The organism is Coleofasciculus sp. A1-SPW-01, assembly GCF_040217205.1.
Lineage (GTDB): Bacteria > Cyanobacteriota > Cyanobacteriia > Cyanobacteriales > Coleofasciculaceae > Coleofasciculus > Coleofasciculus chthonoplastes_A.
Genome location: NZ_JAVJNP010000042.1, coordinates 132,459 through 154,895 on the forward strand (window position 1 = coordinate 132,459; position 22,437 = coordinate 154,895).

24 protein-coding genes are annotated in these 22,437 nt (G+C 45.7%); 8 read left to right on the forward strand and 16 right to left on the reverse strand.

What is annotated here, in order from left to right; translation table 11 throughout:
• The first annotated feature begins 83 nt into the window (after positions 1–83).
• On the forward strand, positions 84–1,325 hold the full coding sequence (locus RH949_RS07455; RefSeq protein ID WP_006098115.1) for a vWA domain-containing protein: 1,242 nt from the start codon (positions 84–86) through the stop codon (positions 1,323–1,325).
• A 239-nt stretch (positions 1,326–1,564) separates the two neighbouring features.
• Positions 1,565–2,281 carry a biliverdin-producing heme oxygenase gene (locus RH949_RS07460; protein WP_446352410.1) on the forward strand — a complete coding sequence of 239 codons (717 nt, stop codon included), beginning with the start codon at positions 1,565–1,567 and terminating at the stop codon, positions 2,279–2,281.
• Positions 2,282–2,410: 129 nt separating this feature from the next.
• Here the strand turns inward: RH949_RS07460 and RH949_RS07465 are convergent, their stop codons facing one another.
• Positions 2,411–2,959 (reverse strand): hypothetical protein, encoded by a 549-nt coding sequence (locus tag RH949_RS07465; protein WP_446352411.1) that lies wholly within the window; start codon positions 2,957–2,959, stop codon positions 2,411–2,413.
• Between the two features lie 1,618 nt (positions 2,960–4,577).
• Here RH949_RS07465 and RH949_RS07470 point away from each other — a divergent pair.
• Positions 4,578–5,096 (forward strand): proprotein convertase P-domain-containing protein, encoded by a 519-nt coding sequence (locus RH949_RS07470; protein ID WP_446352412.1) that lies wholly within the window; start codon positions 4,578–4,580, stop codon positions 5,094–5,096.
• Positions 5,097–5,539: 443 nt separating this feature from the next.
• On the opposite strand, the gene RH949_RS07475 is transcribed toward RH949_RS07470, so the two are convergent.
• From RH949_RS07475 to trpB, 6 genes are all read right to left on the reverse strand, one after another.
• Entirely contained in the window at positions 5,540–6,883 is a 1,344-nt protein-coding gene (locus RH949_RS07475) for a PrsW family glutamic-type intramembrane protease (protein ID WP_446352413.1), read from the reverse strand.
• A gap of 379 nt (positions 6,884–7,262) precedes the next feature.
• A complete protein-coding gene (locus RH949_RS07480; protein ID WP_006098114.1) occupies positions 7,263–7,457 on the reverse strand; it encodes a hypothetical protein in 195 nt (64 codons plus the stop codon).
• Positions 7,458–7,559: 102 nt separating this feature from the next.
• Positions 7,560–8,126, reverse strand: coding sequence for a peptide deformylase (def, locus tag RH949_RS07485; protein WP_044204183.1), 567 nt, complete (start codon positions 8,124–8,126; stop codon positions 7,560–7,562).
• 129 nt (positions 8,127–8,255) lie between these two features.
• Entirely contained in the window at positions 8,256–8,906 is a 651-nt protein-coding gene (locus tag RH949_RS07490) for a ribonuclease H-like domain-containing protein (RefSeq protein ID WP_446352414.1), read from the reverse strand.
• A gap of 44 nt (positions 8,907–8,950) precedes the next feature.
• Positions 8,951–9,466 carry a CAP domain-containing protein gene (locus tag RH949_RS07495; protein WP_044204180.1) on the reverse strand — a complete coding sequence of 172 codons (516 nt, stop codon included), beginning with the start codon at positions 9,464–9,466 and terminating at the stop codon, positions 8,951–8,953.
• Between the two features lie 27 nt (positions 9,467–9,493).
• A complete protein-coding gene (trpB, locus tag RH949_RS07500; RefSeq protein WP_006097857.1) occupies positions 9,494–10,753 on the reverse strand; it encodes a tryptophan synthase subunit beta in 1,260 nt (419 codons plus the stop codon).
• A 122-nt stretch (positions 10,754–10,875) separates the two neighbouring features.
• On the opposite strand from trpB, the gene RH949_RS07505 reads away from it, so the two are divergent.
• A complete protein-coding gene (locus tag RH949_RS07505) occupies positions 10,876–11,595 on the forward strand; it encodes a DUF4388 domain-containing protein (RefSeq protein ID WP_006097956.1) in 720 nt (239 codons plus the stop codon).
• Positions 11,596–11,730: 135 nt separating this feature from the next.
• Here RH949_RS07505 and RH949_RS07510 read toward each other — a convergent pair whose 3' ends face one another.
• Positions 11,731–11,979, reverse strand: coding sequence for a hypothetical protein (locus RH949_RS07510; protein WP_006097917.1), 249 nt, complete (start codon positions 11,977–11,979; stop codon positions 11,731–11,733).
• 798 nt (positions 11,980–12,777) lie between these two features.
• On the opposite strand from RH949_RS07510, the gene RH949_RS07515 reads away from it, so the two are divergent.
• On the forward strand, positions 12,778–13,557 hold the full coding sequence (locus tag RH949_RS07515) for a pentapeptide repeat-containing protein (RefSeq protein WP_446352415.1): 780 nt from the start codon (positions 12,778–12,780) through the stop codon (positions 13,555–13,557).
• Between the two features lie 108 nt (positions 13,558–13,665).
• On the opposite strand, the gene RH949_RS07520 is transcribed toward RH949_RS07515, so the two are convergent.
• Complete coding sequence (locus tag RH949_RS07520) at positions 13,666–13,818, reverse strand: hypothetical protein (RefSeq protein ID WP_446352416.1); 153 nt, start codon at positions 13,816–13,818, stop codon at positions 13,666–13,668.
• 19 nt (positions 13,819–13,837) lie between these two features.
• On the opposite strand from RH949_RS07520, the gene hemL reads away from it, so the two are divergent.
• A complete protein-coding gene (hemL, locus tag RH949_RS07525) occupies positions 13,838–15,139 on the forward strand; it encodes a glutamate-1-semialdehyde 2,1-aminomutase (protein WP_446352417.1) in 1,302 nt (433 codons plus the stop codon).
• Between the two features lie 97 nt (positions 15,140–15,236).
• Positions 15,237–16,688, forward strand: a complete 1,452-nt coding sequence (locus tag RH949_RS07530; RefSeq protein ID WP_446352418.1) for a glycoside hydrolase 100 family protein — start codon at positions 15,237–15,239, stop codon at positions 16,686–16,688.
• 156 nt (positions 16,689–16,844) lie between these two features.
• On the opposite strand, the gene RH949_RS07535 is transcribed toward RH949_RS07530, so the two are convergent.
• From RH949_RS07535 to petN, 3 genes are all read right to left on the reverse strand, one after another.
• Positions 16,845–17,336, reverse strand: a complete 492-nt coding sequence (locus tag RH949_RS07535; protein ID WP_006098129.1) for a YajQ family cyclic di-GMP-binding protein — start codon at positions 17,334–17,336, stop codon at positions 16,845–16,847.
• 254 nt (positions 17,337–17,590) lie between these two features.
• Positions 17,591–17,725 carry a hypothetical protein gene (locus RH949_RS07540; RefSeq protein ID WP_006098154.1) on the reverse strand — a complete coding sequence of 45 codons (135 nt, stop codon included), beginning with the start codon at positions 17,723–17,725 and terminating at the stop codon, positions 17,591–17,593.
• A 7-nt stretch (positions 17,726–17,732) separates the two neighbouring features.
• A complete protein-coding gene (gene petN, locus RH949_RS07545; protein WP_071777176.1) occupies positions 17,733–17,822 on the reverse strand; it encodes a cytochrome b6-f complex subunit PetN in 90 nt (29 codons plus the stop codon).
• Between the two features lie 87 nt (positions 17,823–17,909).
• Here petN and RH949_RS07550 point away from each other — a divergent pair, with 87 nt between their 5' ends.
• Positions 17,910–18,368, forward strand: coding sequence for a hypothetical protein (locus tag RH949_RS07550; protein ID WP_446352419.1), 459 nt, complete (start codon positions 17,910–17,912; stop codon positions 18,366–18,368).
• Here RH949_RS07550 and RH949_RS07555 read toward each other — a convergent pair.
• The 4 genes from RH949_RS07555 to RH949_RS07570 all read right to left on the reverse strand — a co-directional run bounded on the left by RH949_RS07555 (position 18,355) and on the right by RH949_RS07570 (position 22,402).
• On the reverse strand, positions 18,355–19,038 hold the full coding sequence (locus RH949_RS07555; protein ID WP_446352420.1) for an SDR family oxidoreductase: 684 nt from the start codon (positions 19,036–19,038) through the stop codon (positions 18,355–18,357). The genes RH949_RS07550 and RH949_RS07555 overlap by 14 nt on opposite strands.
• Before the next feature lie 425 nt (positions 19,039–19,463).
• A complete protein-coding gene (locus RH949_RS07560) occupies positions 19,464–20,654 on the reverse strand; it encodes a VWA domain-containing protein (RefSeq protein ID WP_446352421.1) in 1,191 nt (396 codons plus the stop codon).
• Between the two features lie 510 nt (positions 20,655–21,164).
• Positions 21,165–21,320, reverse strand: coding sequence for a hypothetical protein (locus RH949_RS07565; RefSeq protein WP_446352422.1), 156 nt, complete (start codon positions 21,318–21,320; stop codon positions 21,165–21,167).
• Between the two features lie 53 nt (positions 21,321–21,373).
• Positions 21,374–22,402: an RNA-guided endonuclease InsQ/TnpB family protein gene (locus RH949_RS07570; RefSeq protein WP_446352423.1), complete on the reverse strand. Its 1,029-nt coding sequence runs from the start codon at positions 22,400–22,402 to the stop codon at positions 21,374–21,376.
• Between the last annotated feature and the right edge of the window lie 35 nt (positions 22,403–22,437).

Sequence of the window (22,437 nt, forward strand, 5' to 3'; positions counted from 1 at the left end):
TGAACCACCTCACTCCTTCATTAGTACCGATGTATTACACCAAGGTTACTATAGTCTTTATTACTGGCTTAGGAGTTTTAGATATGAAAGTTGGTTTACACCCTGCCCTCAGCGATACTAATCTGGATGCCAATCAACCCAGTTCCCAGCGTCAGTTATCGATCGCGATTCGGGCAATTACCCAATCCCAGGATCAGTCGCTACCGTTGAATTTATGCTTAATTCTCGATCACAGTGGGTCAATGCATGGGCGTCCACTGGAAACGGTGAAAAAAGCAGCGATGCAACTGATTGAACGACTCAAGGAGGGCGATCGCATCTGTGTGATTGCCTTTGATCATCGTGCCAAAGTGTTGGTTCCCAATCAAGCGATCGATAATTTGAACACGATTAAATCCCAAATCCGCCAACTGTCTGCCGATGGGGGAACGGCGATTGATGAGGGGTTGAAACTGGGGATTGAAGAAGTAGCCAAGGGAAAAGCTGACGCCGTGTCTCAAGTGTTTTTGCTCACGGATGGCGAAAATGAACATGGAGATAATGAGCGCTGCTTAAAATTAGCCCACTTCGCCGTTGAGCATAAGCTGACGATCAATACTCTAGGATTTGGGGCAAGTTGGAACCAAGATGTGCTAGAAAAAATTGCCGATTCGGGCAGTGGTACGCTTTGTTATATTGAACAGCCGGAGCAAGCCGTACAGGAGTTTGGACGCTTGTTTAACCGTATCCAAGCCGTTGGCTTGACCAATGCTTACTTATTATGTGAATTAATGGATGGTGTGCGGTTTGCCGAATTCAAACCCATCGCTCAAGTCGCCCCGGATACGATTGAACTCCCCCTGCAACCCCAAGGCGACCAATTTGTCGTCCGCTTGGGTGATTTGATGACCGATGCCGAACGGGTGATTCTGGCAAATCTGTATATGGGACAACTGTCTCCAGGGTATCAGGCGATCGCGAAGCTGCAAGTACTCTATGATGACCCGGCTACGGGGGAAGAGGGGTTAAAGTCGGAACAAGTTCCAGTGGAGATTAACGTTCAGAGTACCTATCAACCGTCTCCCAATACCAAAGTCCAACAATCGATTCTGGCATTAGCCAAATACAGGCAAACTCAAATAGCCGAAGCCAAACTGCAAACAGGCGATCGCTCTGGCGCTGCCACAATGTTACAAACGGCGGCTAATACGGCAATCCAAATGGGAGACAAAAGTGCCGCCACGGTGCTGCAAACTAACGCGACTCGTTTGCAATCTGGGGAAGAACTCTCAGACGCCGATCGCAAGAAAACTCGGATTGTGTCCAAAACCATCTTGCAGGATTGAGACTCTAGCATAAGGCTCCAAGGCTCCAAGGCTCCAAGACACCAAGCCGATAAATGGTGCTGAGGGGGTGACAAGGAATGCCCCACCCCCCACACCCATACCCCACACTCGACACCTATTTTACAATTCTTAATATCATTTCTCATCATATCAGTTTACCCTAAGCATTTGGGACAGTTTTGATACGTTTTGGACGTAAAAATACACAAGTCGTAAACCTTAGGGATAGGAAATTTAACATGAGTACCAATCTAGCCACCCAGTTGCGTGAGGGAACCAAAAAAGCCCACACCATGGCAGAAAACGTGGGATTTGTCAAATGCTTTTTGAAAGGCGTCGTTGAAAAGAACTCCTACCGGAAACTCGTCGCCAATCTCTACTTCGTCTATAGTGCGATGGAAGAAGAAATGGAGCGCCATCGTCAACATCCAGTTCTCTCAAAACTCTACTTTCCCCAACTCAATCGCCAGAAAAGTCTAGAGCAAGACTTGCACTATTACTACGGTGCCAACTGGCGCGAACAAGTAGCACCTTCAGCCGCAGGGAAAGACTACGTGCAGCGAATTCGCGACGTGTCCGCCTCTGAACCCGAACTCTTAGTCGCCCATTGCTACACGCGCTATCTGGGCGATTTATCCGGGGGGCAAATCCTGAAAAAGATTGCTCAACGGGCGATGAATTTATCCGAGGGTGAAGGGACAGCGTTTTACGAGTTTAAAGACATTCCTGACGAAAAAGCATTCAAAGTCAAGTATCGTCAAGCCTTGGATGAACTCCCCATTGATGACGCCACAGCCGAACGGATTGTTGATGAGGCAAATGCGGCATTTGGCATGAATATGAATCTGTTCAATGAATTAGAGGGAAATCTGATTAAAGCCATTGGTCAGATGCTCTTCAACACCCTAACCCGTCGTCGGAGTGGTGGTAGCACAGAACTGGCTACGGCTGAATAAACCCTGGTTAAAAACCTTGTAGAGACGTTGCATGTAACGTCTCTACAATCTGGAAAAAAATGATTTTATATACCGAATTTGGTATTAGCTGTGGAAAACAGGGGGAGGCAAATGATGGCGGTTTTCCATTTAAAGAAAGACCAGCAGAGTAATTATCAAGAGGAACCCCAAAAGATTGGGCAAATAAAGCAGTTTAGGAATTAGGCTATCTTTATACTGAAAAGCAGGAAGATTAAACCGCGAGGAATACAAACGCGAATTAATTGCCACCAGCAAAATCAATAGATATAGGGCAAAGTAAAAATAATCAATATACAGCAAACCGGCGGCAAGAATATTTTGTCTCAGATTAATCTGATCGAGAATTACAATAAACAGAAACGCTCCTGTTACCTCAATTGCCTCTAGGGGACTCAGACGGTTAACGATACTTTGGATGAAGAACAGCAAGATAGCAATAATCGCTGGCGTTAGCATGTTCGTGATGAATATGGTCAGGAAATCTCGTTCAATGAGAATGGTAAAATAAAGTTCTGGGAAATTTTCCTGTCCGACATAATTCTCGATACCAAAATTGATGTTATAGTCATTCAATCGATACTGAAAGAAACTCTCCTTCAAAGTCCAACCCGGTAAAACAAAATCTTTTTCTACACCAGGAAGTGACGTAGGAATCATCAGTTCGTACCATAAACTTTTGGTACTACCTTGATAAGCCCGAAATACGAGAATGGAAAGGAAAAAGAAAAACCCAATCGAAGTCCTTGTGGACTTTATTCGTCAAATCCCCAGTAGTAGATTTCCTCAAGATTACATTCGTCCGCTCCTCTTGATAGACTCACTAATCTTGTACACCTACAGCAAAAAATTAGCCTCTGATACCTTAATGCAACTCATACAAAAAGGCTCCAATGCAGAAAGCTTAAATTTATAGACGAACTATTTTTCCGCCTACTTTTATTTTACTAATGGGTTGTTTCTGCAATATAACAAAGACTTTATGAGATGTCATTAAGTTTACAAACTTTTCTAATCAAGCCACCTGCTGAATCGCCTCCCTTGTAGTAGGAAGCATCCTATTTTGGTTTTGGCAAATATATTTCTCTGTAGAAATTTAAATCGTGGTTTCCTCCAGCTCGCGCAGCAGTTCGGCTTTTGGGCGGCTTCTGCTGCTGCTAGCGCCTTTTTACTTTCCTCAATCCATGCTTTTGCCAAAGTAAACCCAGTTGATCTTGCCAGTGCATATAGCGCTTTCCCAGGGTGTGAGGTATACCTAAATGTAGGGACGCAAAGCTTGCGCCCTTAACGATGTATTGCATCAAACCGGAAATTGCTATATCTATATATGATATGGATGCTGCTGTGCTTCTTAATGAATCTTTACAAAATAAGCCACAATTAATCCAGCCAAGTGGTTGCCAACGTTAGCTGATTGCAATATTATTCAACATAGTGTAACAACGTCATACGCCAGTATGACAGAAACTGGATTTAAGAGCCTGAGACACGGTGGCTAGACCCTGGCAGTCTGTGACTTCAGTTCTATTTTGTGATCACGAGCAAGAATGTTACACCGATATCCTGCCAAAAGCCACCTCAGTTGCACAAGTATTATCGAGTAGAACAAAGTCCCTGACTGGCTTCTACTATCCAGGAGAAGCGGGTTGGAGAAACCTGGCTTGTCGGTACTCGGTTAAAAATGACGAGAAAATATACTTTAATTGTTGTTCAAAAATTTTTTAGCGAATAATGCAACAAATCTTTACTAAAAAACAACTAAATTTACAAAATGAAGCTTTAAGCTTAACACTCTTAAACATGGTGAGTTCAAAATTTATAATCAGACCTTCGGGAAGCGTGTATTTAAGTTTTTTCCAGAGCTTCGCGGATGAATTACGAATTTTTTTGAAAAAGATTTTTAATCTCTCGTCAGAGATTAATTAAAGTTATAGAGGATGTAATTTTATATTAAATTCACATAAACATGGGGACAATAATGTTGACGTCTTAAGCCTGAATCACTGGTCAGGAAAGGGATACAGGAAATAAATATGTCAGTTTAGTATCCCTTAAATTGTTTTTTTTTAGTAAAGATCCCCAGAAGGACTAGATAGAAACGCCAAACTAATGCCATTATTAATTAAGAGGAGAGTATTGAATGGTCGCGAAATTAGAAAAAATTAAGGGTGCATTAACAGTGCGTAACAAAGCGCAAAGCTTATTAACATTAAGAGTTCGCGATCGCTAGCGGAGTTTTACCTTTTGTCAACTTAATCATGTTTTGGAGTTATAACCTATGTCTAAACTAATGAACCGTACCTCAACTGCCACTGTAGACGCTAAAATTGCCACATCTGCGAACTCCACCTATTGCGGTGGTGGTGGCAGCATTCCCGATGGAGTGGCTAGTTTTCAAGATGAGATTGTGGTGACTGAAAATATCGCGATTAGTAACGTCACCGTCACGCTGAAGAATTTAGAACATACTTGGGTAGGCGATTTGATTGCCCAGTTACGTCATCTCGAAAGCGGGGTTGTGGTTGACTTGTTCCGGCGTCCCGGACAACCGCAATTTTCGACCAGTGGCTATAGCAATGATTTAAATGGGGATTACAGCTTTAACGATAACTATTCCCATAGCTTTGACTCCGTATCGGCGTCTCATGCGGTGATTCCCAGTGGTAACTATTGTGCAACTCAGGCTTTGTCCGTGTTTGAAGGACGCTCATCTGCGGGTACTTGGCAACTGATTATTAATGATTGCTCTGCGGGTGACTCCGGTTCACTAGAGTCTTGGACTCTCAATTTAGAATAAACACAAAAGCTGACTAAACCTGCATTCTCAGGGAGAAAAGCAGAAATCGTTCATCAGTGCATAAGGTTCTCCAAAGCATAAGTACGTTGAGTTAGCACTTGAGAATACAGGTTGATCTGTTTTATCAAAGCGTAGGACTTTGACTGGCAAAAGGAATGTTGGCTCTGGAATAAGCTGTCACGCATTTATAGCAACCGCCATAGCGGTTAGGACACATCATTTATGTAGAGACGCGCCATGGCGCGTCTCTACAATGGTGCTTAACGCACTACAAGGATTTCGCAATTCTTGACATTATGGTTTAAATGCCGAACAGCTTAGAACAACCAACGTTTCTTTTGCTGATGGGGTGACAAGGGACTTGAAGGTAATACTGGGTATGGGGTGTAGGGTGTAGGGTGTAGGGAAAAATTGAACTTTACTGAAAGCCCGACTACTTATCATCAAAATAAACGGGTGGCGAAGTTTTGCGATCGCGTCGGCGAGATTGCCCTGGCTTTGAGAATGGCAGCAGCTAAACAGGTATAAGACAAAATCCCCACCACCGCCAACAATAAACTACTGACAAACCCACTAGCATTCCACAAGGCGTGGAGAATCGCCGCACACAGATAACCCGTTGCCAGAATTTGCCAAGCTTTTCGCGGTTTGAGAACACTTAAGCCGATAAAATAACCAAAATAGCCACTATAAGCAATATGTCCGGCAACTGAACCCAGTAGACGGGGGATAAGTAATTGCAATCCCATCAGTTGAGCCGATCCTTGACCCGCTTGAAAAGTTACGTTATCGATAATATCCGGAACATACTGTCCTAAGGTTTCCAACAGGGTAAAACCCACCCCTGACGCCGTACCTAACAGAATCCCATCCAACGGTTCCCAGACGCCAATCTGTTCTCGCCAAGGGGAACGCAACAGTCTACCCAAGAAATACGCCCCAATAATTGGCAGGGCTTTGAGTAATTCCTCCATCAAACCCGCCCCGAAAAACATGCGGATTAGCAGAGACGTGAAACTAATCAGTTCTCCTTCTTCCGGTAAGCTTCCCGGTAAGATGTCGCGAAAAACGATAATCGATAGAGGTAACAACGGACTGGTTAAAATTAAACCCGTCGCGATCGCACATCCCAAGAATACCCACCACGGTTTTGGTTTACCACAGAGTTGGTAGACAAAATAAGAAGCCGCACCCGTTAAATAGGTTGCCAATAGTAGATTAAACACCATTGCCTGACCGACCGCCATAAACATTAACACCACAAACACCACCGTGAGAATGGCGGGTCTAAGAAACGCCTTTTGGGTTAAATCTTGTCCCGTTGAAGCGAGGGGAAACAGTTGGCTAAAGGTAACCGTATCAGGAGTTTTATGTGCGATTACACTGACAGATGTCAGCGATGACGCTGAAGAAACGGGTGAAACTGGGGACGGAGACGGACTAAACTGGCACTCAAAAATAAACTGAGGACCATCTTGACCCAATTCAATGCGATCGCCTGCATGTAATTGACAGCATCCCCGTAACGGATACCCATTAACATACGTCCCATTAATACTATTGAGATCACAAATTTCCCAACCCTGCTTCCAGGGTGAACAGGGACGAATCGTGGCATGACGTCGCGATACAATTAAATATTGATTCGGGTTTAAGGCAATTTGGCAGCTTGGATCACGACCAATCACCGTCTCCTCATCCTCAGACAAAGGATAGGGCGATAAATGTCTAGCTGTACCTCTGCCAGCAAGAGGTCGTAAAAATCCACGGCAATGTTGACCAGTCATCAGTAATGTCCATGAGCTTGGAAACCGTGTTTTAGCATGGGGTTTGCTTCCTTCGTAGGGGTTGACCAAAGACCTCGTAGGGGCTCTTCTGTGCCCATCCGTTTAAGGTGCAAACTAATACAGGGCGAGCGTTTCACCCTCATCCCCTAACCCCTTCTCCCATCAAGGGAGAAGGGGAATAAAGAAGCTTCTGGCATCACATCGAGAAACCCTTTTCTTCTTGCTCCCCTCTCCCAAGCTTGGGAGAGGGGCTGGGGGTGAGGGCTGGCGTGGGTGAGGGGTTGAGCTTAAGTTGACACCAATGTTCTGTGCCGTACCCCTACAATTAAATTCTAAAGGACAACAGAAAACGGACGCAAAACCCCAGGGAAACATAGTTCTACTGATTTGCTCTCGCATCACGAACAGCCGCATAGAACAAAAAGCCACTCAAGGGAATACTACCCGCGAGGATAATTTCTGTGACGGATGCACCTAACTGGGGTGTTCCTGAAGAGAGTTCAAAAATTGAACCCACAGCCGCAATGGCGGTAATACAGGAACCCATCAAAAATAAACCGCTTTTTGGTGTCATTCAATTAAACCTAACGAAAAATATTAAAAAACAAAACCAGTTGGTAAAAAGTCCATGGATTGCTCCATGGACAAGACACTAGCACAGTTAGGCTGCGATTTTCTAAGACTTAAATGGTTTAACCGCTTGGGTAGAAAAGCCATACTTTTGCAGTTCTTCTGCCAAAACCAATCCATTTTCCACCCGATCCACAAACATAACCCCAGTCAGGTGATCCATTTCATGTTGAATGGCGCGAGAAAGTAAACCATCTGCCTTTAATCTTTGCGGGCGTCCATTCTCATCTTTGTAGGCAACTTCCACCTCTACCGGACGTTTGACATCTAAGTAGACGCCAGGAACACTTAAACACCCTTCTTGAGCATCACATATACTCTGACCAAAACGCTTAATCGTGGGGTTGATCAGAATCAAGGGGGGATTTTCTGGGTTATCCGGTTCGCAGTCGATGACAATGATTTGTTTATTCACCCCAACCTGTGGTGCTGCCAAGCCGATACCATCTGCGCTATACATGGTTTGCAGCATCTGATGCGCTAACTGTCGGATGCTTTGGTCTACTTTAGCCACCCGCTTCGCTGGTTGACGCAAAACGCGATCGCCCAGATAGTGAATCTCTAGCGGCGGGTTGTCTAGTTTTTTCTTTTCGACAATAACTTGAGCAGTCATGGGCATGGGAAACTTCTAAATCCAGCAATCTTATTGACACTTCATTTTTTTTATCCTAGCAGTTATCACTCTGGGTGGAATTCGGTTCATCCACCCTTGAGCAAAAGAGGGTCTCTAGGATAGAGTGTCTTAATGTTCAAAGATATCTCGATAGAGGAGCAAATCCAAAGACACCATCACGGATAACGCCTCAAAGCACTCTTGGGCAAGTTGCCAACGCTCTTCTCGTTGCAACATGGTAATCAGTTTCTGCCGCACGGACAGCAAATAACGGACATCATTCGCCGCATACCGCAGTTGTTCATCGGAAAGGTTATTGGGATTCCCCCAATCTGAACTCTGGGAACTTTTATCCAGTTCCACCTGTTCGAGATCCATGACTAAATCCTTCAGCCCATGGCGGTTGGTATAGGTACGGGCAAGTTTACTGGCAATTTTTGTACAAAATACAGGTTGGACGTAGATGTCCAGATTTTGGCGTAAGATGGCGAGATCGAAACGGGCAAAGTGAAAGACTTTTAAGACAGTTTGGGCTTCCAGCAACTGCTTCAGATTAGGGGCTTCAGTTTGTTTTTTATCAATGCGGATCACCGTAACCCGGTCTTCGGGGTCACACAGTTGCACTAGACACAAGCGATCGCGCTGATAGATTAGCCCCATGGTTTCCGTATCAACGGCAATCGCTTCGGCGTTGAGATAGGTTTTCAGCAGGGCGTCGGGAAGGTCGCGATCGCACACTTGAAATTCTGCCACGTCTTTCTCGATGGGTGGATGAGTCATCAGATATCTCGATTAGGAATTATCAATAATGAACAAATAACAAACTACTGCCGCTTGATGAAAATCTGGGTAAAGTAATAGTCTCCCTTGGCATTTTTGCTCACGCCAATCCCGGTGACATCAAAATCCCCTTCAATATTTTTTCGATGTCCTGGGCTTTTTAACCAGCCTTGCACCGCCTGTGTCGCTGGATCAGAATAGCCCTGATTATAGGCGACATTTTCCGCCGCTTGGCGATAGGACATGGATTGGGCGATCGCCCGGACTCGTTGTTCAAATCCCCCATGACCCAACGGGACACGCCCGGTTGCCATTGCCTGACTGTGGCGTCTGGCTTCCTTGCTAATGCTTGCGTCTAAGGTTAATGGGGGCAGGTTTTGGGACTGGCGATATTGATTAATCTGTTGATGCACCAACCCTTCCCAATTGGTAAAATCACCGTCATTTGGCGGTTGAGACACAGTTGCCGGAGATTCGGATTGACTCACCGGATTTGTCTTGAAACTCAACACCGAATCACAGCTACTGAGTCCTAACTTTAGCAGCAGGAATCCACTCATGACCAAAAGAGACGTTGACCGCACTGTTTAATCCTGGGAGTCTAACTGAATCAACTTACCAACGGTTTGTACATCTTTATCACCGCGACCCGAACAATTGATCACAATTTTAGGGCTACCCTGAAGTTGAGGACAGAGGGTTTCTAGATATGCGATCGCGTGAGCGGTTTCTAGGGCGGGAATAATCCCTTCGAGTTCCGATAACTGGCGAAACGCTGCGATCGCGTCTTGGTCGCTGACGCTATAGTATTCTGCTCGACCACTATCTTTCAAATAACTGTGTTCGGGTCCAACACCCGGATAATCGAGTCCCGCACTAACGGAATGGGCTTCCACCACTTGACCATCGGTATCTTGGAGTAAGTAGCTCATTGCCCCATGCAGTACACCGGGACGCCCTAAGGTTAGGGTAGCGGCGTGCTTGGTAGACGTAACACCTTCCCCAGCTGCTTCAACACCAATTAACCGCACGTTGGATTCGTTAACAAATTCATGGAAGAGTCCCATCGCATTGGAACCGCCACCGACACAAGCTAACAAGATATCCGGTAAGCCACCCCATTTCTCTTGACATTGGGTGCGGGTTTCTTGACCAATAATTGCCTGAAAGTCACGCACGAGCAAGGGATAGGGATGAGGACCGGCGACTGAACCGAGGATGTAATGGGTGGTTTCCACATTCGTTACCCAGTCGCGAATCGCTTCCGAGGTGGCATCTTTGAGCGTACCCGTTCCCGCTTCCACTGGTTGAACTTTCGCACCCATGAGCCGCATCCGAAACACGTTCAGGGCTTGGCGTTCCATATCCTGAACACCCATATAGATAATGCATTCCAAGCCGAACCGCGCACAAACTGTTGCCGTTGCCACACCATGTTGACCTGCCCCGGTTTCTGCTATAATCCGCTTTTTGCCCATCCGCTTGGCTAATAAGACCTGGGCTAAGGCATTATTGATCTTATGAGCGCCGGTATGATTTAAGTCTTCCCGTTTCAAATAAATTTGCGCTCCACCGCCATCGGGTCTGGCATAGTGGGCGGTTAACCGTTCCGCAAAATATAAAGGACTAGGACGCCCGACATAATCGCGTAATAACTGTTGCAATTCCTGCTGAAAATCGGGATGGTTGCGGTACTGTTTAAACGACTGCTCTAACTCGAACAGTGCTGGCATTAGAGTTTCCGGCACATACTTGCCGCCAAATTTGCCAAAACGCCCTAAGGCATCCGGTTGTTCATTTACTACATCGGTAGAGGAGCGGGAATTAGGAAGGGGAGTTTGGGTCACAGAGCAAGATCGCCAACAACAACACCCACTCATTATAAATCGCGATCTGACCGGATCTGGCGATCACGATTGAGTTCAACCGTTAATCGAGACAATAGTTGTAGGGGTTCAATTCACCAGTCATGTCCATTACAGGGTTTCTTTCGGATTTTTCTCTGCCGGAAATTTTTCGATTTATCGATCAGGGAAACAAAAGCGGCGTACTGATGCTGCGATCGCGCTCCGAATCAGGAGCTACCTCGTCTTATTATATTTGGGTGAATAATGGCAATGTTATCACCGCCGCCAACCAATTGAACGATGAAGGGTTACTCTCGCTGATCCAGCAATACGAGTGGGTAAGTAACCGTGTTGTCACGAAACTGGCTCAGTTGTGTCCAGAAGATCAACCTCTGGGATTGTATCTGAAACAGCAAGGTGCATTGCGGGGTGAACAACTCGAACATTTGTTCCAAGTCCAAGTCGTACAGCAACTGTGTTTAATTTTTCAACTCAAAGACGCTCACTTTAGATTTGAACAGAATACGCCGAGTCCAACACGAGAGATGACCGGGTTGCAGTCGCCCGCCAGGATTATCGAGGTTGTGTTCCAAAAACTCATTGTTTTAAGACAACTGTTTGTTGCTCGGCATCTGCGGCATAAACGTAATGGAAGTAGACTCTCAGAAAACTTTTGTCAGCAATTGGGATTGACGATGGATATTGCTTTTTTTCATTGTCTCAAGTTATCCTTGTTTGACATGAATTATACCTTGGCTGATTTAGCTAAAATTGTTGATATATACTATCGTCCCTATGACATTCCTAAATCAAAGTTTTCAGCAGCAAGAGCTTTAATTTAATGGGACTTATACAGCCTTGAAATTAATTTCAAGGCTCATAGCTCAAGTCCGTTTAAACGGACTTGACAATAATTCCGTTTACTTGGGTCGCCCTTTCTCCCAACCCTGGGTCAAAGAAGAGTTTTTCTGAAGAGTTTATCGATCGATACTCACGTTAAATAATGTAGTATCTTCACGGGTACTCAAATAATCCTTACCTTGGAGCTGCCTCAGGTTATCGTCTAACGCTTGAACCACCTGATTCAAAGACATTTGTTTGTAATAACGGAAATTCTCGATAAATATTTTGTCATCCAAACTAAGTTGACTATAGCTTTGATATAATAAAGCGTGATATCTGGCGGTAGCAGCTTGGAGTAATTGTTGGTAGGTATCTTCAGGCATAAGTCTAGAGGGGTAGACAAACTTTGAATTCTCAGTAATTTTTATTTTGACTGATCACAATTAACAATCGCCTCAGTCTTCATACGGATTTTTTAGTCAGCATAATTTCCCCAAATAAGGGAATTACGCGATTCCACGGAATCAAGGTGTCTCAAAGGTTAAGCAATCGAAAGAAAAATCCTGGCAGCGAGAGATAGCTACCAGGGAACTGCATCTACAACTGAGAGTTTGCTTCCTTGTCCTTGCTTTTTAAGCATAGTTCCTTACTCTAGGAGTTAGAATCAGTGAAATTGCGGAATTTTCGCGATCGCTTCTGCCCAGATTACGGAGAAATACTTATGGGCTGGTGTCATGGGGGATGAGGGAGATGGGGGAGATGCTGCTTTTAGGCTTGCATTGCAAGGTTTTTGACCAAACAGGCACCAAAAGGAAAGCACTTGTTGGGTCAAAAAATAGCTTTAAACCCTTGTGTGGTAAGCTGTTCGGCATTTAAACCTTAATGTCAATAATGGCGAAAGCCTTGTAGTGCGAGCATCTTGCTCGCTACTAATACCCAATTTAAATGCATGACAGCTTATACCATCTACACTCATGCAGCAAGCCCTAGTTACATCTGGGTGAATACAGACAGAGACGATAATAGTGAAAGTGAGACCCTACCAACCATGTCCGACTCGGGAAGCGAAAGCTTAACACTGAGTCAGGGCGGGTTTTGCACAAACGTTACCATCAATAGCTAAAAGCAGTTTTCTAAACCCGCCCCTACAAAAATCTTCCCTCTATGCTGAGGTATTATTCATGAAACTCAACATTCTGACTATTCTCTTACTTCTAACACCCTTTTGGTCAGCCACTCCTCTAAAGGCGGAAAATCCTGACCATCTGAAACAGTTACAAGACACGGGCGAATGTTCTACCTGTGACTTAACCAATGCCGATCTGAGTAATACTAACTTGAGTCAAAGTATCTTGACTTATGCCGACTTGAGTCAAGCCAACCTTACCCAAGCGACTCTCAGTGATGCTAATCTCAACTATGCTGACCTGATTAATGCTAACCTCAGCAACGCTGACTTAAAAAATGCTGATCTAACTCGCGCCTTTCTCGGTGGTGCAGATCTCACGGCTGCGGATCTCAGAGAAGCTAACTTCAAAGCGGCTAACCTAAGTAATGCGACTCTCATTGGTGCTAACTTAACCCAAACGCAGTTAAGTTTAGCCAACTTGAGTGAAGCCAATCTGTCTCAATCGATTCTCACTCTAGCGGAACTCAGAGGCGCTGATCTCAGACGTGCCAATCTAGATAAAGCTAGACTCAATGGTGCTAATCTGAAAGCCGCTAATCTTAGAGAAGCGAACCTGAGTAATGCCAGACTTAATAACGCGAATTTAAATGGTGCTTACCTCAGAGGTGCTAATTTGAGTAATAGCTTTTTGACTAATGCTGATTTACGCGAAGCAAACCTCTGGGATGTTGACCTGAGTCGCGCTAATTTACAAGATGCTAATTTAACTGGTGCAGTGTTTTGTAATACTACTCTACCCGATAGAACAATTTCTAACCGCGATTGTCCTTAACTTGGCTAAGGGCATTGCTGACAAGTTAAGCTATAACCCTTGCCAATCCTAATTTTCAGCGAGGGTGTCCCTGTTGCCGATGCAGTTCATAGTTCCCTCGGAACACCTCTACACGGCTTCCCCGACTTCCCCAGCTCCCCCGGCTCCCCCAGCTTCCCCAGCTCCCCCAGCTCCCCCTGCTCCTAAGTTGACACCAATACCTACCCCCTTACCCCTATTTCCCGAATCACCACTAAACTTTATCCTGATAGAGATAAGCATCGAATAACAGGAGACAGTTTTGGTTACCACCTCGTCCTGGACAACCACGAAATCAGAAGAAATTTTCCAAGCAGCCCAAAACCTGATGCCGGGGGGTGTCAGTTCACCGGTTCGGGCATTTAAGTCTGTTGGCGGACAACCCATTGTATTTGACCGGGTTAAGGGTGCCTACGTATGGGATGTCGATGGCAATCAGTACATTGACTATGTTGGCACTTGGGGACCCGCCATTTGCGGTCATGCCCACCCAGAGGTCATTTCCGCCCTGCACGAGGCTCTAGAAAAAGGTACAAGCTTTGGTGCCCCTTCTGCGCTAGAGAACGTTTTAGCCTCCATGGTGATTGAAGCCGTTCCCAGTATCGACATGGTGCGGTTTGTCAATTCCGGTACGGAAGCTTGTATGGCAGTCATTCGCCTGATGCGTGCCTTTACAGGCAGAGATAAAATTATCAAATTCTCTGGCTGTTACCATGGTCACGCCGATATGCTGCTCGTGCAAGCCGGTTCTGGGGTTGCTACCCTGGGCTTACCCGACTCTCCCGGTGTCCCTAAATCCGCAACAGCCAGTACCCTGACTGCCATTTACAACGATTTAGAATCCGTCAAATCTCTGTTTGAAGCCAATCCAGATAGTATTGCTGGGGTGATTCTTGAACCCGTAGTTGGTAACTCTGGTTTTGTTCCCCCTGATGCTGGATTCCTGGAAGGCTTACGCCTGATTACGCAGGAACATGGTGCGCTGTTAGTCTTTGACGAAGTGATGACGGGGTTCCGGATTGCCTACGGTGGCGCTCAAGAAAAATTTGGCGTGACTCCCGATTTAACCACATTGGGTAAAGTGATTGGTGGGGGTTTACCCGTGGGTGCTTATGGGGGACGTAAAGATATCATGTCCATGGTTGCACCTGCTGGTCCGATGTACCAAGCCGGCACCCTTTCCGGTAATCCCTTGGCGATGACGGCGGGGATTAAAACCCTAGAGTTATTGCAAAAACCGGGAACTTACGAACAGCTTGACAAAATCACTAAAAAGCTATCCGAGGGGTTATTACAAATTGCCAAAGAAACCGGACATCCTGCTTGCGGTGGACAAATTAGTGCCATGTTTGGCATGTTTTTCACCGGCGGTCCTGTGCGTAATTACGACGATGCCAAAACGTCGGATTTAGCCAAGTTCAGCCGCTTCCATCGTGGCATGTTAGAACGGGGAATTTATCTGGCACCGTCCCAGTTTGAGGCAGGGTTTACCTCCTTGGCGCACACCGATGAGGATATTGACCGCACGCTAGAAGCCGCGCGGGAGGTTATGTCAAGTCTGTAGGGATAAGATTAGTTTGCCATAAGCTTGAGGTAGGGACACGAGATGTCGTGTCCCTAAAGATGGTCCTTCAACGGTAAACCTAAACAGGAGCAGGTGAATGAATAACCAGATGGTCAAAGCAGCACAAGAACGACTGAAACTCTCGATTATGAGTTATCAGCAACAGCCTGTTGGCACTGTCGCCTCTAAGGAACCTGCTCCCAAAGAAGAACAACTTAATTATGGTCACTGCTTTGTCCGCGATTTTATTCCATCGGGACTGGCGTTTCTCATGCAAGGGGAACGGGCAATTGTCCGCAACTTTTTGGAATTCACCCTAGGGTTACAGTCGGATAAATTACAGACAAAAGACGGTGAAGGTTTATTTGCCCAAGTGAGGAAAACCTGGCAAGGCAAAGAACTGCTCATTGATGGGATTCGCTTGGGAGAAGGCTTGATGCCTGCTAGTTTTGAGGTGACATCAAGTCAAAACATTGAGCCAGATTTTGGTCAACGGGCAATTGGTAGAGTCACGCCTGTTGATTCGGGGTTGTGGTGGATTATTCTCTTGCGGGCGTATGAAAAAGCGTGTCAAATCGCCAATCGACCTGATGAAAGTATTGTCCATCGCCTGGAATTCCAACGTGGTATCCAGTTAATTCTGGATATTTGCTTAAGCCAGCGCTTCGATATGACTCCCACCTTATTAGTTCCCGAAGCCGCATTTATGATTGACCGTCGCATGGCGGTTTATGGACATCCGTTGGAAATTCAGGCGTTATTTCATCAAGCTTTATATGCGGCTCGTTATGAACTGCTGCAAAATGAAAGCTATATTCACAAACGGGAAATTGATACTCGTTTAGAGTTACTAACCAATTATATTCGAGAACGGTATTGGCTAGATCCCAAACGCTTGAGGGCAATCTATCGCTACCAAACTGAAGAGTTTGGTGAAACGGCGTTAAATAAATTTAATATCTACGAAATGTCTGTACCGGATTGGGTTCTCCCTTGGCTCGACCGCAAAGGCGGATATTTAGCGGGGAATTTAGGTGTCGGTTGGATTGATTTTCGCTTTTTTACTCAGGGGAATTTACTGGCGATTATTTCTGGTTTGGCGACTCCTGAGCAATCGCAAAGCATTATGAATCTAATTGAAATACAATGGTCAAAGTTGATTGGTAATATGCCAATGAAACTCTGTTATCCTGCGGTTGTGGGTCGGGATTGGGAAACGGTGACTGGATGCGACCCGAAAAATATTCCTTGGTCGTATCACAATGGGGGAAGTTGGCCCGTTTTACTTTGGTCATTGACGGCGGCGGCGATAAAAACCCAGAGAGTTGAGTTAGCTAAGAAAGCGATTGAAACGGCGGAAGAATACTTACTGGATGATGAGTGGCCCGAATATTATGATGGAGAAATGGGTGAAACCATTGGTAGAGAGGCGCGGCTGTATCAAACGTGGACAATTGCAGGGTATTTAGTCGCTAACTATCTGATTCAAAATCCGGAGCATTTGAATTTAATGAGTTTTAATGATAATCCCCAAGCAATAATGGATTAGATTGGTTTCGTAGTCAGGGAGGTAAGCCTAAACATTGTTGAGGTTAATCTATAAATTTAGGTTGGGATTAGGGCGGGTTTCGTTGTTTGGTTTGAGGTGGGTTTCCTGATTTAATTCCTAAACCCGCCCCTACATTTTTATGCGAACTTGCGGATTCTATCGATAATTTGTAAATTGCAGCGCCACAGGCAATTCCTCTTGTTTCAAGCGCTGAATAATTTGTTGTAAATCATCTTTGGATTTACTTGTCACTCTAACCGCATCGCCTTGAATCGAGGCTTGTACTTTTTTGAATTCGTCCCGAATCAGTTTGGCGATTTTTTTGCCAATATCTTGACTAATTCCTTTTTGCAGTTTAATTTCTTGGCGTACTCGATTACCACTCGCTGATTCAACTTTGCCGTAGTCGAAAATTTTCGGGGAGAGTTTACGCTTGGTGGCTTTGGTGAGCATAATGCTATGTACGGTATCGAGGGTGAATTCGCTGTCGGTATTCACGGTAATGGTTTCATCCCCCAAGTCAACCGTTGTCTTTGTGTCTTTCAAGTCATAACGGTTACTAATTTCGCGATTGGTTTGGTCTAAGGCATTCACCAACTCTTGTCGGTCAAAATCACTGACGATATCAAATGAATAGGTTGAAGCCATAATCTAAAGATTTGAGCGCATTCACAAGGTACAGTTATCTTCTTATACCGCTAAACCTAGCCGCTTTCAACTTTGAATACGACTCATCATTGACCTGTCTAGGATTTACGCTGTTTGGGTTGCATGGGTGCTACCTGTAGGGACACGGCAGTGCCGTACCCCTACGATATGGGAAATTTTTCTCCCTTAGCCTCCAGACGTTCCATCGGAACGTCTCTACAACCCCTGCGGCTCTCTCCCTTACAATATTGGGTTTACAGCTTCTTATCCCGATCGCGGCGACGGCGATCGCGCCATTCAACGGCGGTTAAGTAAACGACACCCCCCGTCACCAGGAGTAAGAGTCCAGCCGCCGCTAAAAATATGACGGTAAAAACAGAACCTTCCACAATCTCTCTAGAACCCGTTACGCGCCCAGACTACCATCGCAATCGACCAAGTGAACAGAACCAGAGTGGCGACCCAGCCTAATGACAAAATATCCATCGTGCTTTATGAGTAATAGTTAAGAAATGACTCCAACGTTTATGATAATTCAATTTGAACCGTCTTTGACCCTGAGGCTCGAAAGTCGTGAACTCTTCCTTTGACCCAACTGACGCCGAACGGCTCGAATCCCTGAAAGCAGCTATCCTGGGGGGATTATCCCTAGCCTTAACCTATTGTGCGATCGCGCTGTTGCACTCGCTGCTTCTATCTACCCCGTTGCCTGCCCTCAGCTTACTAGATGTCCCGGCTAATCTAACCCTATTGATCAAAGTCGCGATCGCGTTTTTGTCTGGCTTCTTATTCGGTGTCACCTACCGCTACGCCATCCGGGATGACCAAAATCCCCAACTGAAAGCGGGAGTCGTGTTAGCGTTTGGTTTGGTACGGGGTTTGGCGGTAATAGAGGGACAGCCGGATATCACTGATACCGTTTGGGTTTGGGGTATCTTAGTCATCGAGAGTCTCATCGAATTCGCGATCGCAGGTTTTACCCTCGATTGGGCAATTCAGCGCCGTTGGGTCAAACCCTTCACGTCAAACTGAGTTCCTCAAACTCCGGATAGCCATACATCTGCGTCCGGTCAATAGCCGCTAGGACTTTATTATTCGCCGCATCTGAAAATAGACATTGACACACCAACTGGGCGACATCAGCGCGATGAATTGTTCCCGCCACCTTTTGATTTTCTGTCACCACACCATTTCCGGTTGCAGGTTCTGACTTCAACCCACCAGGTCGAATCACAGTATAGGTCAGTCCGCTATCCTGCAAATAGTTCTCCGCTTGTTCTTTTTCAATGAGTACAGGCTTCAACGTGGTCAACGCTTGGGGGGGTAAGGCGATCGCACTCTCACCACTCCCAATCGAGGAAATTAGGATAAACTTTTGTACCTTAGCCTTGACAGCCGCATCAATTAAATGCTTGTTGCCCAAAAAATCGGCTCGTTGACCATCCTTGGGTAAGCCGCCTATCGTACTGATCACCGCCTGAATCGGTTGATCTCCCAGCATGGCTTGTTCAACCGTTACCGCATCTAGGGCATCTCCCATTACCACCTGAATCCCCATCGCTTCTAACTCGGGGCGAGAGTCTGGGGAACGCAACAGGGCTTTAACCTTCTGGTTTTGCTCAACCAGGTATTTGGCGATTTCTCGACCCACTCCGCGACTAGCGCCTGCGAGAAAAATATAAGACTTATCTGTTTCAATCATCTGTCCTTCCTTAGAGAAAATTTGCTCTCTGTTTTCACTTTAATTTCACAATTGCCCACTATCTTAAAAATAACGGCGACCAATTGGAGAATAATCGAGTTATCGGGTGTAACTAGCGCTTTGATCTAAGCAAAATCTTGACAAAATTAGGCTCTGCCCTAAAATTTAGATAAATTCCGGCAATTTTCGTGGACATTCTCACGAAAACTTCGGTAAAGTGAAGATTAAAGAAAAAGCGCCACTGAATTAAGCTGTTAATTCAGCAACGCCTGACAAATTGAGTTTTCTAGTCCTGGCAAAAATTATAACAAATTGTGACGGCAAAGGCTTAACTGTCCTTTTGCCGTCATAATACTTATTTGTCTTTTGTCTGACGTTTTCTGGTTAACACTACATCCAGGTTAACTACCCCCTTTTCGGTGGAGTCAGGGTTTGGTAACCAAACCCCTACTAAGCACCATACCCTGTGCAGCCGCCCATTGTGTAATATCTTGACGCTGAATTGCAGCTGCCATTAAATCAGGAAACTGGTCAGGCGTGCAAGCCATGGCTGGGATACCCAATCCGGCAAGTTTTTCGGCTATCCAATGATCATACATGGGCGCACCTTCATCATTGAGGGCAAGCAGCGTGATCAACTGAACTCCTAATCCCACCAATGCCGCCACGCGCTTAAGCATTTCTTCCCGGTTTCCCCCTTCATATAGGTCACTAATTAACACTAAAATAGTGTCCTGAGGACGACGCACCAGTCCTTGGCAGTAGGTGAGGGCGCGGTTAATATCGGTTCCGCCTCCTAGTTGAGTACCAAAGAGTAAGTCTACGGGATCTGGCGCTGCGTCGGTTAAGTCTACGACCGACGTATCAAATACGACAATTCGGGTTTGCACTGCCCTGAGAGAGGCTAGCACCGCCCCAAAGATTCCCGCATAGACGACAGACGTTGCCATGGAACCACTTTGGTCGATGCAAAGGATAATATCGTGTAAAGAACTGCGTTTGCGTCCGTAGCCGATTAGGGTTTCGGGGATAATTGTGCCGTATTTAGGTTGATAATGTTTGAGGTTAGCGCGGATAGTGCGGTTCCAGTCGATTTCATTATGGCGGGGACGGCGGTTGGGAATGGCACGGTTGAGGCTACCGATTATGGCTTGACGGGTGGGGTTGGTTAATTTACGCTGCAATTGTTCAACCACTTGACGCACCACACGGCGGGCAGTTTCTTGGGTTTTGCTGGGCATAATGCTACTAAGGGATAGTAGATTTGCCACGAGATGAACATCCGGTTCAACGGCTTCTAGCAGTTCCGGTTCCAGCAGCATCTGTTGCAGGTTAAGGCGTACCATTGCATCTTTTTGCATCACCTGCACGACTGATGAGGGGAAATAGGTGCGAATGTCGCCTAACCAACGGGCAATATTGGGGGAAGAACTCCCAAGTCCACCACGGCGGTCAGAATCGTAGAGGGCGCTGAGGGCATTATCAATGGCTTGATCTGTTGGATTAAGGGTAAAGGAATCTGCGGCTTCTCCCTCACCATTCTCCTGACAAATACCATCGGCGTCTCCACCCCCTAAGAGAAGTCGCCAACGGCGTAGGCGTTCTGGCTGGGTCATCGTTTCTAGTAGCAATTACCGGATACTGATTGAGTTATTGTATCGGATTGGGTGGAGAAAAGCTGTCTAATCGGTAAATCACCTACTAATCATTAACTCAGTTGCTGCGCTTGTTAGTCATTCTCTCCTTCCTCATCGCTAACCTCGTCTTCATCATCAAGGTTTCTACCACTCTTAGTTTGCAACTCGGCATAAAGACGTTCCAGCCTTGCCTTTCTATTGCTTAGCTGTTTGAGTCGGTTGTTATGGAATTCAATTTGCGAACTGTGATATGTCGTTAACTTGTCATTTTCATCGAGCAGTTCGCGGATGATTCCCCCAGCAGTAGTTCCTCTGTGAGTATCGCCGAATCGATCCGTATTTCTCCTCTGGCTAGTCTCTGCACTAACTGAGATCTCGACATTCCCAGAGCTTTGGCTTTTTGACGGAAGAGTTCCCAGTCCCTCGGTTCGAGCCTCAAGGTCACTGTCTTGGTGTTCCGGTCTGATTTGGGTCTACCACGTTTGTTTGTCATTCTCCTTCCTTGTCGCTAACCTTGTCTTCCTCATCGAAGTCTTCAGGAGTTTTTTGCTGCAAATCCCGGTATAGCTGTTGAAGACAGCTAAGCCGTGATCTCAATCGAGGTAACTTCTGTTCCAGATAAGCCAATTCCTCTTGGGTTTCCAAGATTAATTGGCTGAGGATTCCCCCAGATATTTCGCCTTATGAACTACCCAGCCCTACTTCGTTGAGGTCTGGGTTTCTACAACCAGACCAGTATGACTATGTTTCTGACGCTTCACTTGTCCTAGTTGCTTCATGCTTCCTGTTTGCTTACGCTTACAGGTTTCTGAAGTAGAGCTAGAGACATCAGCGTCTGCGAGGCTCGTTCCAAACCCCGGTAGAATTCCTAATGCCCACAAAAGCATTACTAGAGCAGCGGCTAAATCCCTATCCATTTCGAGTCCACATTCATGGCAATGGTGAACTCTTTCATCTAAGGTCTTTTTGGCTTGGTTTCCGCATTTAGGGCAGGTCTGAGATGGTTTCACTTTGCGAGTAGGAACCTCTACAAAAACCCCACCAGCGTTTTTTACTTTGTACTCAATCGCTGACCTTAGCATCCCCATACCTACGTCTAAGATGGATTTATTTAGCCCAGCCTTTTGCTTTTTGCGTTTGCCTTTTTTGGAAGAGCGGGTCATTTTAGAGACTTCTAGTTTTTCCGTAGCAACGAAGCTATTACAGCTAACAATGTCTGTTGCTACTTGGTGTACCCAATTCTGACGCTGATTAGCTACCTTACGGGTTACTTTGCTAATCTTGGCTTGGGTCTTTTTCCACCGATTAGAAGCTTTCTGTTTTTTCCTTCTGTTAGGAGGTCTTTTCCGACGTTTTCCCTTAGAAAGACGCTTAATTTTGGCTTCAGCTTTTCGCAAAAACTTAGGAGCATAACCGTTATCACCCGTTGTATGTACCTTCCAGCCTGTTTTACTTGGATAAGTCCATCCAGAATAATGTTTAATTGACTTATATTTGGGTCGCTTTGCTAAACCCTTAAACCAACGATTAAATGCGTAATCGACACGCTTTAAAGTGGCTTGTAGAGTCATGGAATTGCATTCTTTGTACTCTGTCCAAACTTCTTTAAAAGCCGGTAAAGAGTTATTAAACTCAGCGAGACTGTCACCAGTCCCCCTGGTCTTCAAAACCGTGCGTGAAAGTTTCCTCTCACACGGCTCCTCAACGATAAGGTGCAAGTCATGCATACCTCATTACCCATTTGTCCTCGACTCTTTCGAGC